The sequence below is a fragment of the Rugamonas fusca genome, from assembly GCF_014042365.1.
Taxonomy (GTDB): Bacteria; Pseudomonadota; Gammaproteobacteria; order Burkholderiales; family Burkholderiaceae_D; genus Rugamonas; species Rugamonas fusca.
Genome location: NZ_JACEZS010000019.1, coordinates 26,860 through 40,529 on the forward strand (window position 1 = coordinate 26,860; position 13,670 = coordinate 40,529).

Consider the following 13,670-nt stretch of genomic DNA (forward strand, 5'->3'; position numbering starts at 1 on the left):
CCGCCGCGGTTTATTCCAGCGCCGGTTGCACCGTCGCGATTCCGACAGCCGCGCTGCCCTCGGCCAGCCGCACCGTGACCGTGGCCCGTGGCTGGAGCTGCCCGGGCGAACGCAGCACGGCGCCCTTGGCGTCCGTCACGATCGCGTAGCCGCGTTCCAGCGTGCGCTGGGGATTGAGCAGTTCCAGTTGCGCCGCCAACGCGCCCAGTGCATCGCGCCGCTGCCCCAGCTGGGTGGCGATGCCCAGCGTGGCCCGGTGCCGCAGGCTGTCCAGTTGCGCGCGCGCGCCCGAGACATTCGGCTTGCGGGCCGCCAGCCGGCCGCCCAGGCGGTCCAGGTTGAAGCGCGCCTGCGTCACCGGGGCGCGGGTGGCGTGCGTCATGGCCGTCGACAGCGCCAGCAATTTCAAGCGCTGCTGGCGGATCTGGGCGGCGGGGCTGAGCAAACGGCGCGCGTGCTGGTCCAGCGTCTGGGCCGCGTCGCCCAGCGTGCGGCGCATGGCGCGCCGCAGGTCGATCGCGTCCGAGCGCAGCGAAGCGATCCAGTCCGCGCGCGGCGTAGCCGCCAGTTCGGCCGCCGCCGTCGGCGTGGCCGCGCGCACGTCGGCGGCGAAGTCGCAGATCGTGAAATCCGTTTCGTGGCCCACGCCGGAAATCACCGGCATGGCGCAATTGGCCACCGCGTAGGCCACCGCCTCCTCGTTGAACGACCACAAATCCTCGATGCTGCCGCCGCCCCGGCACACGATCAGCACATCGCATTCCGCCCGCTGCGAGGCGGTGGCGATGGCGGCGGCGATCTTGTCGCCGGCGCCCTGGCCCTGCACCGGCGTTGGATAGATCACCACCCGCACGTGGGGCGCGCGGCGGCGCAGGGCGGTGAGCACGTCGCGCAGCGCGGCCGCCTGCGGGCTGGTGACGATGCCGATGGTGCGCGCGAACATGGGCACGGCGCGCTTGCGGTCCTGGTCGAACAGGCCGGCCGAGGCCAGTTTTTCCTTCAGCCGCAGGAAGGCTTCGAACAGCGAGCCCACCCCGGCGCGCCGGATCGCCTCCACGTTGATCTGGTAATCGCCGCGCGCGCCGTACAGGGTGACGAGGGCGCGCACTTCCACCTTGTCGCCCTCGCGCGGGATGAAGCCGGCGTATTGGGCGCGGCCGCGGAACATCACGGCGCGCACCTGGGCCGCGTCGTCCTTGAGCGTGAAATACCAGTGGCCGGAACTGGCGCGCGTGAAATTCGATACTTCGCCGCCTATCCAGGTGAGCGGGAACGAGCGTTCCAGCAGGCGCGCGACGGCCTGGTTAAGGGCGGTCACCGTCATTACGGGCTGGGCGGGGGCGGTATCGAGCGTATCTTGGGAGTTCATTGGGATGGCGAAAATGAAAGCTGTCCACATTGCTGCGCGGAGGTCATGCTTATGTCATATATCACGGTAAACGGCAAGTGTTTTATCTAAACATATGATTTTAAAAGGGAAAGAACACTGCTCCCTTTGTGGGCAGAACGGAAAAAGCCTTACGGATCAAGCACTTTGCGTTTGGCGCCGGTGGTTACGCACAAAGTTATCCACAGAAGATGTGCGGAACTATGTGTGAGCGATAGTTATTTTCGAATTGCCGATTTTGTAATGCCTAAAATTCGCGCAGTACCCGTATATTGTGACAAAACAATGACTTAGTATGGAATCCCGGCCTTTGCGCACACTTTTATCCACAGAACATGTGCAGAACTTGGCTGTGTCCGCCATCGCGGTCCGCTGCCTGAATAACTGGCAGCGCCTGGCGGATCATGCAACGCAGGCCGGAAAGCGACTGCTCGGTTTTTGCGCATGGAAATAATTCTTATATAAATCAAACACTTCGTAACGCACCCCTGGCCTTGCGCACAATCTTATCCACACAAAATGTGCAGAAGTGCGGCGTGGACGTGATAGCGTGCAAATATCGCCCTCGTATGCGATGGCAGCGGTGGATAAGGCGTGTTCAGGTAGCAAAACTCGCCAGATTGCCCGCCATGCCACCTTTTTGAGCAATAGAAAAAATTCCTTATAAATCAACGACATTTCCCGCAGTCATATTCCTTGCTCACAATCTTATCCACATTAAATGTGTAGAACTGCACAGGCCGCCTGGGGTAGGAAGGGGATAACGAGACCGGTTATGCACCGGCGATCCCATGCGCGTTTTTTGCGCAGGATAAAAATTCGTTTAAAAATCAAAGGCTTGAGATGTTGGCATGTCCCTTGCTAACAATCTTATCCACACATTGTGTGCAGAACTGCCGGAATCGCCGTGCCTGATGCCATGCGTGCCCCGAAAACTATATGCAAAGCGACATAAACCGCACATTTCCGTCCGGATGCTTGTTTTTTGCTCAGGGAAATATTGTTCTTTCAAATCAAGGACTTTGGATCGCAGGCGCTGCCTTGCGCACAATCTTATCAACAGAATATGTGTAGAAGTGGGCACAAAGTTTGCTGGTCTTTGTGGAAATTAATCAGCCCAGATTGGCCGATAGCTGCGACATTTTTGGGCTGGAAAACTAAGTCTTTATAAATCAATGACTTGGCATGGGTAGGTGGCTATTGCACACAATTTTGTCCACAGAATTTGTTGAGAACTCCAAGGCTGGGGTCAGGGCCAACATTCATACGTGAGTTCGCCGGCGCCGGTGACGCCTGGTTGAATGTTGGCACTGACCCCGCGTGGTTTTGTCATGCCGTGTTTTTGCGCAGAGAGAAAAAATCCTTATAAATCAATGCTATTTCTGGATGTTAATTGGTTTGCCAACAATCTTATCCACAGATTATGTGCAAAACCCACAGGCGGCCGGACGCGGGGAGGGGGGGCGGACACGCGCCACTTGCCGACTGCGGCCCAACAAGATACATTGCCGCTTGGCCGCGCGCGGCGCGCCAGGCCATTTGCAGGTTCACAGGTTTTTTCACAGGAGTTCGTTTTGCTCGCCATCTTACAAGCTGCAGGTTGGCCTATCTGGCTGTTGTTGGTCGCTTCCATCGTGGCCATGGCCCTGATCGTCGAGCGTTTGCTGTACCTGCGCCGCGCCCGCATCCTGCCGCGCCAGTTGCTGGACGAGGTGGTGCGCGTCTACCGCAGCGGGAACGTGACGCCCGACATCATCGACAAGCTGGAGAACAATTCGCCGCTGGGCGTGGTGCTGGCCGCTGCGCTGCGCAATATCGAGGCGCCCCGTGACGTGATGAAGGAGTCCATCGAGGAGGCCGGCAGCGGCGTGGCCCACACGCTGGAACGCTTCCTGACCACGCTGGGCACCATTGCCAGCCTGGCCCCGCTGATGGGCCTGTTCGGCACGGTGGTCGGCATGATCGAGATTTTCGGCTCGCAGACGAGCAGCGGCGCCAATCCGGCCCAGCTGGCGCACGGCATTTCCGTGGCCCTGTATAACACCGGCTTCGGCCTGGCCATCGCCATGCCCACGCTGGTGTTCTACCGCCACTTCCGCGCGCTGGTGGACAGCTTCGTGATCGAGATGGAGCAGCAGGCCGTCAAGTTCGTCGACGTCGTGCACAGCAAGCGCAAATGAGCGCAAATAAGCGGAGCCACGCATGAATTTTCGCAAAGGGCGCGGGCGCGACGATCCCGAAATCAACCTGATCCCGTTCATCGACGTGCTGCTGGTGATCCTGATCTTCCTGATGGTGACCACTACCTACAGCAAGTTCACGGAACTGCAGATCACGCTGCCGACGGCGGACGCGGAAAAGCAGCTGGAGCGCCCGTTCGAGCTCAATATCACGGTCGACGCCAAGGGCAACTACACGATCAACAAGCAGCCTGTGTCGTTCCACGACGTGGCCGGTTTCGCCGCCGCCATGAAGTCGGCCGCCGCCGAAGGGCAGGGCGCGCAGGCGGACAAGACGCCGGTCGTCATCATCAACGCCGACCAGTTCGCGATGCACCAGATGGTGGTCAACGTGATGGAAGCGGCCCGCATCGCCGGCTACGACAAGCTCACTTTCGCCGCCCAGACCGGTGGCGCCAAATAAGCCGGGCGCCGCGCACATGACGCACATGGGCAGCGCGACCCCGGCCCCGACACCGGCGCAGCAAACCACGCTGGAGTCCACCTTGACGCGCGCCTGGCAGCGGCGCGGCCCGCTGGCCTGCGCGCTGTGGCCGCTGTCGCTGCTGTTCCGCGCGCTCAGCGCCTTGCGCCGCCTGCTGTTCCGGGCCGGTTGGCTGGCTTCGCACCGGCTGCCCGTGCCCGTGGTGGTGGTGGGGAACATCTTCATCGGCGGCACCGGTAAGACCCCGCTCACGATCTGGCTGGTGCAGGCACTGCAACAGGCCGGCATGCGGCCCGGCGTGATCTCGCGCGGCCATGGCGGCGACGGCGGCGATGGCAGCGATGGTGACACCGCGCGCGCCGTGACGGCCGCCTCGACCGCGCAGCAGGTGGGCGATGAGCCGCTGTTGATCGCCCAGCGTACCGGTTGTCCCGTGGTGGTGGGCCGCGACCGCGCCGCCGCCGGCCGCGCGCTGCTGGCCGCCCATCCCGACACCGATATCCTGCTCACCGACGACGGCTTGCAGCATTACGCCTTGCAGCGCGACGTGGAAATCATCCTGTTCGATGGCCGCGGCGCCGGCAATGGCTGGCTGCTGCCGGCCGGGCCGCTGCGCGAACCGCGTTCGCGCCGGCGCGATGTCACCGTCGTCAACGCGCCGGAATTGACGCCGGCGCTGGCGCGCGCCGTGGGCGACCCGGCGCCGTTCCAGATGCGCCTCGTCGGCGACATGGCCGAGCAACTGTGCGACCGCGCCCGCAAGGTGCCGCTGGCGTCTCTGGCACAGCCCGGCCTGCGGCTGGCGGCGGTGGCCGGCATCGGCAATCCGTCGCGCTTTTTCGGCATGCTGCGCGCCGCCGGCCTCGATTGCACCGAGCTGCCTTTGCCCGATCATCATGACTTCCGCGACCGCCCGTTCGATGGCCTGGCGGCCGACGTGATCTTGATGACGGAGAAGGATGCAGTAAAATGTGCGCAAATTGACGAACTCAAAGACGACCCACGCCTGTGGGTGGTCCCGGTGACGGCGCGCATCGATGCCGCGCTGGCCGGACTCATTGTGGAGAAATGCCGTGGACGCAAGATTGCTTGATATCCTGGTTTGCCCTGTATGCAAAGGGCCGCTGGTGTACGATAAAAAAGCCCAGGAAATGATATGCAAGGGCGACCGCCTGGCATTCCCTATCCGCGACGGCATCCCCATCATGTGGGCCGACCAGGCCCGCACGCTGCAGGATACGGCGGAATAAGGTGGCGTTCACCGTCATCATTCCCGCGCGGCTGGCTTCGACCCGGTTGCCCAACAAGCCGCTGGCCGACCTGGGCGGCAAGCCCATGGTGGTGCGCGTGGCCGAGCGCGCGCGCGAGGCGGGTGCCGAGCGCATCATCGTCGCCACCGACCACGAGGACATCCGCGCCGCCTGCGCCGCCCATGGCGTGGAAGCGTGCATGACGCGCGCCGACCACCCGTCCGGCACCGACCGCATCGCCGAAGTGGCGCGGTTGATGCAGCTGCCGCCGCAGGCCGTGGTGGTCAACCTGCAGGGCGATGAACCGCTGATCGATCCGACGCTGCTGGCCGCCGCCGCCGCCCGCATCTCGGCCGACGTGCCCATGTCCACCTGCGCCCATCCGCTGCACGACGCGGCCGACGCCTTCAATCCCAACGTGGTCAAGGTGGTGCTGGACAAGGCCGGCCGCGCGCTGTATTTCTCGCGCGCCACCATCCCGTGGCACCGCGACGGCTTCGCCCAGGACCGTGCCACGCTGCCGGCCGGCTATGTGCCGCTGCGCCATATCGGCCTGTACGCTTACCGCAACGACTTCCTGCAAGCCTACCCGGCGCTGGAACAGTCGCCGCTGGAGCAGATCGAGGCGCTGGAACAGTTGCGCGTGCTGTGGCATGGCTATCCGATCGCCGTCCATGTGACGGACTCGGCCCCGGCCGCCGGCGTCGATACGCCCGAGGACCTGGAGCGCGTGCGCCAGCATTACCGTTGATTGCGCCGCGTAAGGTGTCCGTAAATAATCCCCGCTATAAAGAATTGATCAGTGCGGTATTCATACGGAATAGCGCGATTCAGGCGGGGAGACATCAATTAACGAACGCAAAACGTTGGCAAAGTGGCGTAGCGGCGAAGTTTTGTGGTAAGTTTCGTACAAAGATAGCCAGACCAGCCACCAGCACAATAATTACTACGATTACCATTTCAAATCTGTCTTAGGAAACTTCATGCGTCTCATTCTGTTAGGAGCACCCGGTGCCGGCAAGGGCACCCAAGCCAATTTCATCAAAGAGAAGTACAACATCCCGCAAATCTCCACCGGCGACATGCTGCGTGCGGCCATCAAGGCTGGCACGGAGATGGGCCTGGCGGCCAAGAAGGTGATGGACGCCGGCGGCCTGGTGTCGGATGACATCATCATCGGCCTGGTCAAGGATCGCCTGAAAGAGGCCGATTGCGCCAACGGCTACCTGTTCGACGGCTTCCCGCGCACCATCGCGCAAGCGGACGCCATGAAGGACGCCGGCGTGGCCGTGGACTACGTGCTGGAAATCGACGTGCCTGACGATATGATCGTCGAGCGCATGTCGGGCCGCCGCAGCCACCCGGGCTCGGGCCGCGTGTACCACGTGAAGTTCAATCCGCCCAAGGTGGAAGGCAAGGACGACGTCACCGGCGAAGAGCTGGTGCAGCGCGACGACGACAAGGTCGAAACCGTGCAGAAGCGTCTGGACGTGTACCACAACCAGACCGAAGTCCTGCTGGGCTACTACAACAAGTGGGCCCAGAGCGGCCAGCCAGGTGCGCCGAAATACCGCCGCATCTCGGGCGTGGGACCAGTCGAGGAAATCCGCGACGCAGCGTTCGCGGCACTGTCGGAATAAGCAGTTACGAAGCGGACTACGGTCCGCTTTTTTGCGGGCGTCGCGCCCGCAGGAACGCCCGCGCGTTCCGCGTCCAGCGATGGATGCCATCCCGTTTCATAAAAGAGTGCAGTACGCAGGTTAGTTGGCTGCGCGTGTTTACGAGACACGGTCGGCGGTTATCTGAGTGTGGTGACGAGCTTGATTAACAAGAATAAGGGGAAACTATGGCAGCAAGTCTTTGGTTTGCAGTGGCGTGCGGCGTGATCGCCGTGATCTATGGCTTGTGGTCCCGCAGCTGGATTCTACGGCAGGATGCGGGCAACGCGCGCATGCAGGAAATCGCGCTGGCCATCCAGCAGGGCGCAGCCGCCTATCTGGCGCGCCAGTACCGCACCATCGCCATCGTCGGCGCCGTGCTGCTGGTGCTGATCTTCGCGCTGCTGGGCACCCACACGGCGCTGGGCTTCCTGCTTGGCGCGGTGCTGTCTGGCGCCTGCGGCTTCATCGGCATGAACGTCTCGGTACGGGCCAACGTGCGCACGGCGCAGGCGGCCACCAAGGGCATGAACGAAGCGCTCGATGTCGCCTTCAAGGGCGGCGCCATCACTGGCATGCTGGTGGTGGGCCTGGGCCTGCTGGGCGTGACCCTGTTCTACATGATGCTGGTGTCGGGCGCGCGCGCCACGGCCGTCAGCGAACATGACGTGATTCAGCCGCTGATCGGCCTGGCCTTCGGCGCTTCCCTGATTTCCATCTTCGCCCGTCTCGGTGGCGGCATTTTCACCAAGGGCGCCGACGTGGGCGCCGACCTGGTGGGCAAGGTGGAGGCGGGCATCCCCGAGGACGACCCGCGCAACCCGGCCGTGATCGCCGATAACGTGGGCGACAACGTGGGCGACTGCGCCGGCATGGCGGCCGACCTGTTCGAGACCTATGTGGTGACGCTGATCGCCACCATGCTGCTGGGCGCGCTGGCCATCACGGCCGCGCCCACCACGGCCATCGTTTATCCGCTGCTGCTGGGCGCCGTCTCCATCATCGCTTCCATCATCGGCTGCTCGATGGTCAAGGCCAAGCCGGGCAAGAAGATCATGTCGGCCCTGTACACGGGCTTGTGGTGGGCGGCCGGGCTGTCGCTGATCGGCTTCGCCGTCGTCACCTGGCAGCTGTGGGGCGACGACGCCATGCGCATGAAGATGATGGGATGCGCGCTGGTGGGCATCGTGCTCACCGGGCTGATGGTCTACATCACGGAATACTACACGGGCACCGATTTCCATCCGGTGCGCCACATCGCCGAAGCGTCCACCACCGGCCACGGCACCAACATCATCGCCGGCCTGGGCGTGTCGATGAAGTCCACCGCCTTCCCCGTGCTGGCCGTGTGCGCCGCCATTCTCGTGTCCTACCAGCTGGGGCAGTTGTACGGCATCGCCATCGCCGCCACCTCCATGCTGTCGATGGCCGGCATCGTCGTCGCACTGGACGCCTACGGCCCGATCACGGACAACGCCGGCGGCATCGCGGAAATGTCGGGCATGCCCGAATCCGTGCGCGCCATCACCGATCCGCTGGACGCGGTGGGCAACACCACCAAGGCCGTCACCAAGGGCTATGCCATCGGCTCGGCCGGCCTGGCGGCGCTGGTGCTGTTCGCCGACTACACGCACGCGCTCGAATCGTCGGGCAAGTCCGTCAGTTTTGATCTGTCCAACCCGATGGTGATCGTCGGCCTGTTCATCGGCGGCCTGGTGCCTTACCTGTTCGGCGCCATGGCGATGGAGGCCGTGGGCCGCGCGGCCGGCGCCGTGGTGGTGGAGGTGCGGCGCCAGTTCCGCGACATCAAGGGCATCATGGATGGCAGCGGCAAGCCGCAGTACGACAAGGCGGTGGACATGCTGACCGCCTCGGCCATCAAGGAAATGATCCTGCCGTCGCTGCTGCCGGTGGTGGTGCCCATCGTGGTGGGCATGCTGCTGGGATCGGCCGCGCTGGGCGGCATGCTGATGGGCACCATCATCACGGGCCTGTTCGTGGCCATCTCCATGACGACGGGCGGTGGCGCCTGGGACAACGCCAAGAAATACATCGAGGATGGCAACTTCGGCGGCAAGGGCTCGGACGCGCACAAGGCGGCCGTGACCGGCGACACCGTGGGCGACCCGTACAAGGACACGGCCGGCCCGGCCGTCAACCCTTTGATCAAGATCATCAACATCGTGGCGCTGCTGCTGGTGCCGCTGCTGCCGGCCTCGGGCTGGCTGGCCGTGAGCGCGCCGGTGGCGGCCCACGTGGCCCTGCCGGCCGCCACGGCGCCGACCATGCCGGTGGTGCAGTCGCCGCCAGAACCGGCCATGCCGAAAGAGGAGGCCGGCAAGACGCAGTAACTTGCAGGCAGCACGGGGCCAGGTGCGCACGCCCTCCGGCATGGGCACCCCGGCGCCGTCAATTTCTGTTGGATTTCAGGCGTGTCGAATTGTATCCGCCCCTGGCAAGGCCGCGTCGATCAGCCGATAATGGTTGCTAGGCGTAGCACTTTGCGAGGTGATGCGATGAAGCGTGTTCAACCAGCGTTGACGCTGGCGCTGCTGACGGCGGCGCTGGCCTGTGCCCCGGTCCAGGCCCAGACCCGGCCGCACCGTGGCGGCGGCCATCCCGGCGGCCACGTCGGCGGCTATTCCCATAGCCGTACCCATGTTGGCGTGGTGATCGGCGCGCCGCTGTTCTGGCCTGCGCCGTGGTATGCGGATCCGTTCTACGATCCGTTCTACCGGCGCTACTACTATTACGATCCCGTGTACCCGGTGCCGGCTCCGCCGCCCGTCTATATCGAGCAGGGCGCGCCGCCCGTGCCGCCCGTCCAGTTCTGGTACTACTGCAACAACCCGCCCGGCTATTACCCGTACGTCAAGGAGTGCCGCAGTTCCTGGCGCGCCGTCTCGCCGGAAGAAGTCAAACCAAAACCGGAGCCCGCGCAATGAAGCGACCTCTTATTTTGTCTGCCATCGTGCTGCCGGCCTTGCTGGCTGGCTGCGTCTCCATGCCCACCGGCCCCAGCACGCTGGTGCTGCCGGGCACGGGCAAGACTTTTGATCAATTCCGTTCCGACGACTTCGCCTGTCGCGGCTATGCGCAAAACCAGGTGGGCGGCACGGCCGAGCAGGCCGCCGCCGACAGCACGGCCCGCAGCGCCGCGCTGGGCACGCTGGTGGGCGCGGCGCTGGGCGCGGCCGTCGATGGCGGACGCGGGGCCGGCGCGGGCGCGGGCGTGGGCCTGGCCATGGGCACCATGTCCGGTGCCGAGGCGGGCAATTACGCCGGCAACAACCTGCAGCGGCGCTACGATTACGCTTACCAGCAGTGCATGTACGCGCAGGGCCACAGGGTGCCCGTGGCGGGCGGCATGATGACCGAATCCCGACAGGCGCCCGGCAGCTACCCGCCGCCCAACACGCCGCCGCCGCGCTGAGGTCAGCCGTGTCCACCCGCCTGATCCCGTGCTGTGTGTGGTTGCTGGGAGCGGGTCTGTGGACGCACAGCGCTGCCGCAGCGCAGACGGGCAAGCCGGCGCGGCATGATGCAGCCGTCCCAGCCGACGCGAGCCAGTTGCCGCTCGACCAGTACGCGCGCCTGCCCGTGTGTACGCTGAGCGCGGACGGCCTGCACCTGGCCGTCGAACCGTGCCGCACGGCGCCCACGCGCCAGCCCAAGGCGCGCCGCGCCGTGACGGCCATCATCCCCACCATGCCCGCGCGTCCCGTGCCGCGCACGGCCGTGGCGCCGCCGCTGCCGCCATCGCCACCGTTGCACCAGACCCCGCGCCCCACGCCCGCCACCACTTGCGACGCGGGCGGCTGCTACGACGCGGCCGGGGTGCGCCACGCCGGCGCCGGCGGCAACGCCACCATCGCTCCGTCGGGCCAGTTGTGCCTGCGTGACGGGGTCTGGCTGCAGTGTCAATAGGTTTTGCGGCGCCGCAACAAATGCATACGGTTTTTCGCGCGCGACGGCCAAAGTTCGCTACAATTGACGTTTACGTTAACGTTAATGGCCCGCAGCGGCCGCGTGCGCGATTTTCCCAACTGATAGAGGACGGACATGCAGATTCAAGACAATGTATTCATCATCACCGGCGGCGCGTCGGGCCTGGGCGCGGCCACGGCCCGCATGATCGTGGAAGCGGGCGGCAAGGTGGTGCTGGCCGACGTGCAGGTGGAAGCGGGCCAGGCGCTGGCCGCTGAACTGAAGGGTACTTTCGTCAAGTGCGACGTGACGTCGGAAGCGGACGGCCTGGCCGTGGTGGCCGCCGCCCAGGCGCTGGGCACGCTGCGTGGCCTGGTCAACTGCGCCGGCGTGGCGCCGGCCGTCAAGACCGTGGGCAAGGATGGCCCGCACCCGCTGGACGTGTTCCAGCGCACCGTCAACATCAACCTGGTGGGCACCTTCAACATGGCCCGCCTGGCCGCTGACGCCATGGGCAAGACGGCCGCCACCGAGCAGGGTGAACGCGGCATCATCATCAACACGGCGTCCGTGGCCGCGTTCGACGGCCAGATCGGCCAGGCGGCCTACGCCTCGTCCAAGGCGGCCGTGGCCGGCATGACGCTGCCGATGGCGCGCGACCTGTCGCGCAGCGGCATCCGCGTGATGACCATCGCCCCCGGCATCTTCGAAACCCCGATGCTGCTGGGCATGCCGGCGGAAGTGCAGCAGGCGCTGGGCGCCATGGTGCCGTTCCCACCGCGCCTGGGCAAGCCAGCCGAGTACGCGCACCTGGCCAAGACCATCATCGAAAACGTCATGTTGAACGGCGAAACGATTCGTCTGGACGGCGCGATCCGCATGCAGCCGAAGTAAAACTTTTCGTGTAGGATGGCTGAATCAACGGGCGCGCGGCCCAGGTCGCGCGCCTTTTTATTTGGAGCCTGCATGATTCGTTTGAAGCCCGGTTTGACATCCGTGGCGCCTGCGCTGGCGCTGCTTGGCCTGCTCTCTCTCGCGTCGCTACCGGGCGTGGCGCAAGACGCCACGCCCGCGCCCGAAATCGCCACCGGCTACGCCGCCAAGCAGGGCGTCGTCGCCCACAAATTCATGATGGCGGCCGCCAATCCCCTGGCCACCGAGGCCGGCTACCGGATGCTGCGCCAGGGGGGCAGCGCCATCGACGCGGCCATCGCCACCCAGATGGTGCTGAACCTGGTGGAACCGCAATCGTCGGGCATCGGCGGCGGCGCCTTCCTCATGTACTTCGACGGCAAGCGCGTGCAATCGTACGACGGCCGCGAGACGGCGCCGGCGGCGGCCGACGAACACCTGTTCCAGGATCACGACGGCAAGCCGCTGTCGCGCGCGCAAGCCATCATCGGCGGGCGTTCCGTGGGCGCGCCCGGCGTGTTGCGCATGCTGGAACTGGCGCACCAGCAGCACGGCAAGCTGCCCTGGGCCAGCCTGTTCGCGCCGGCCATCAAGCTGGCCGACGAAGGTTTCGCCGTCAGTCCCCGCCTGCACGCGCTGCTGGCGCATGAACGCTACCTGGCAGGCGACCCGGTGGCGGTGGCCTATTTCTATGACGCCAAGGGCCAGCCCTGGCCCGTGGGCCATGTGCTGAAAAATCCGGAACTGGCGCGCAGCCTGCGCGAGATCGCCGCCGGCGGCGCCGATGCCTTCTACACCGGCCGCATCGCGCGCGACATCGCGGCCAAGGTGGCGGCCCATCCCACCAATCCGGGCAAGCTGACGGCGGCCGACATCGCCGGCTACCGCGCCAGGGAGCGCGCGCCCGTGTGCAGCGACTACAAGGCCTGGACCGTGTGCGGCGCGCCACCGCCATCGTCGGGCGGCATCGCCATCGCGCAGATGCTGGGCATCCTGTCGTACCAGGACATCAGCCCCTACAAGCCGGTCAACGGCATGCTGGGCGCGGACGCCATCCACCTGTTCAGCGAGGCGGGCCGGCTGGCCTACGCCGACCGCAACCACTACGTGGCCGACACGGACTTCGTGCCGCTGCCGGGGCGCGGCGTGGCGGCCATGACCGACAAGACCTACCTGGCCCGCCGCGCGGCCCTGATCGGGCCACGTTCCATGGGCAGCGCGCCGTTCGGCACGCCCGACGGCATGCAGGTGGCGTGGGGCACGGATACGGCGCTCGACCAACCGTCGACGTCGCACCTGGTGGCCGTCGATGGCGCCGGCCATGGCCTGTCCATGACAACCTCCGTGGAAGATGCGTTCGGCTCGCGCCAGATGGTGGACGGCTTCCTGCTCAACAACCAGCTCACCGACTTCTCGTTCGACGCCGTCGACGCCGACGGCCCCGTGGCCAACCGGGTACAGGCCGGCAAGCGCCCGCGTAGCGCCATGTCGCCCACGCTGGTATTCGAGCGCGCCACGGGCCAACTGGTGCTGGCCACGGGCTCGCCCGGCGGCTCGTCCATCATCAACTACGTGGCCAAGGTGCTGGTGGGGACGCTGGACTGGGGGCTGGACGTGCAGCAGGCCATCAGCCTGCCCAACTTCGGCAGCCGCAACGGCCCCACGGAGCTGGAGGCGGGGCGGGTGGCGCCGGAGGTGGTGGCGCAGCTGATCGCGCGCGGCCACCAGGTGCGCCAGTTCGAGCAGAACTCCGGCCTGCAGGGCATCCAGCGGCGCATGGTGGACGGCAAGCCGGTGTGGTTCGGCGGCGCCGATCCGCGCCGCGAGGGCGTGGCGCTGGGCGACTAGCCCGCGCTGTGGCTATCAGGCGCT

13 protein-coding genes are annotated in these 13,670 nt (G+C 65.5%); 12 read left to right on the top strand and 1 reads right to left on the bottom strand.

Going from position 1 to position 13,670, the window contains the following annotated elements; genetic code table 11:
- Positions 1-10 precede the first annotated feature (10 nt).
- Positions 11-1,369 (bottom strand): exodeoxyribonuclease VII large subunit, encoded by a 1,359-nt coding sequence (xseA, locus tag H3H36_RS19515; protein ID WP_182219763.1) that lies wholly within the window; start codon positions 1,367-1,369, stop codon positions 11-13.
- Positions 1,370-2,961: 1,592 nt separating this feature from the next.
- Between xseA and H3H36_RS19520 the strand changes: the two genes are divergently transcribed.
- The 12 genes from H3H36_RS19520 to ggt all read left to right on the top strand — a co-directional run bounded on the left by H3H36_RS19520 (position 2,962) and on the right by ggt (position 13,646).
- Positions 2,962-3,567: a MotA/TolQ/ExbB proton channel family protein gene (locus H3H36_RS19520; RefSeq protein WP_182219764.1), complete on the top strand. Its 606-nt coding sequence runs from the start codon at positions 2,962-2,964 to the stop codon at positions 3,565-3,567.
- Between the two features lie 22 nt (positions 3,568-3,589).
- A complete protein-coding gene (locus H3H36_RS19525) occupies positions 3,590-4,030 on the top strand; it encodes an ExbD/TolR family protein (RefSeq protein ID WP_182219765.1) in 441 nt (146 codons plus the stop codon).
- Between the two features lie 25 nt (positions 4,031-4,055).
- On the top strand, positions 4,056-5,144 hold the full coding sequence (gene lpxK / locus H3H36_RS19530; RefSeq protein ID WP_182219766.1) for a tetraacyldisaccharide 4'-kinase: 1,089 nt from the start codon (positions 4,056-4,058) through the stop codon (positions 5,142-5,144).
- On the top strand, positions 5,125-5,301 hold the full coding sequence (locus H3H36_RS19535; RefSeq protein ID WP_182156851.1) for a Trm112 family protein: 177 nt from the start codon (positions 5,125-5,127) through the stop codon (positions 5,299-5,301). Before lpxK ends, H3H36_RS19535 begins: the two co-directional genes overlap by 20 nt.
- A gap of 1 nt (position 5,302) precedes the next feature.
- Positions 5,303-6,052: a 3-deoxy-manno-octulosonate cytidylyltransferase gene (kdsB, locus tag H3H36_RS19540; protein WP_182219767.1), complete on the top strand. Its 750-nt coding sequence runs from the start codon at positions 5,303-5,305 to the stop codon at positions 6,050-6,052.
- A 232-nt stretch (positions 6,053-6,284) separates the two neighbouring features.
- The gene (gene adk / locus H3H36_RS19545; RefSeq protein ID WP_182219768.1) at positions 6,285-6,941 is read left to right on the top strand and encodes an adenylate kinase; all 657 of its coding nucleotides are present in this window, start codon (positions 6,285-6,287) and stop codon (positions 6,939-6,941) included.
- Between the two features lie 206 nt (positions 6,942-7,147).
- Positions 7,148-9,310 (top strand): sodium-translocating pyrophosphatase, encoded by a 2,163-nt coding sequence (locus tag H3H36_RS19550; protein ID WP_182219769.1) that lies wholly within the window; start codon positions 7,148-7,150, stop codon positions 9,308-9,310.
- Between the two features lie 165 nt (positions 9,311-9,475).
- The gene (locus tag H3H36_RS27130) at positions 9,476-9,904 is read left to right on the top strand and encodes a hypothetical protein (RefSeq protein ID WP_182219770.1); all 429 of its coding nucleotides are present in this window, start codon (positions 9,476-9,478) and stop codon (positions 9,902-9,904) included.
- Entirely contained in the window at positions 9,901-10,392 is a 492-nt protein-coding gene (locus tag H3H36_RS19560) for a YMGG-like glycine zipper-containing protein (RefSeq protein WP_182219771.1), read from the top strand. The genes H3H36_RS27130 and H3H36_RS19560 overlap by 4 nt, the downstream gene beginning before the upstream one ends.
- 8 nt (positions 10,393-10,400) lie before the next feature.
- A complete protein-coding gene (locus H3H36_RS19565) occupies positions 10,401-10,886 on the top strand; it encodes a hypothetical protein (protein WP_311196661.1) in 486 nt (161 codons plus the stop codon).
- Between the two features lie 135 nt (positions 10,887-11,021).
- On the top strand, positions 11,022-11,780 hold the full coding sequence (locus H3H36_RS19570) for an SDR family NAD(P)-dependent oxidoreductase (protein ID WP_182219772.1): 759 nt from the start codon (positions 11,022-11,024) through the stop codon (positions 11,778-11,780).
- Positions 11,781-11,852: 72 nt separating this feature from the next.
- Complete coding sequence (gene ggt, locus H3H36_RS19575) at positions 11,853-13,646, top strand: gamma-glutamyltransferase (protein ID WP_182219773.1); 1,794 nt, start codon at positions 11,853-11,855, stop codon at positions 13,644-13,646.
- The last annotated feature ends 24 nt before the right edge of the window (positions 13,647-13,670 follow it).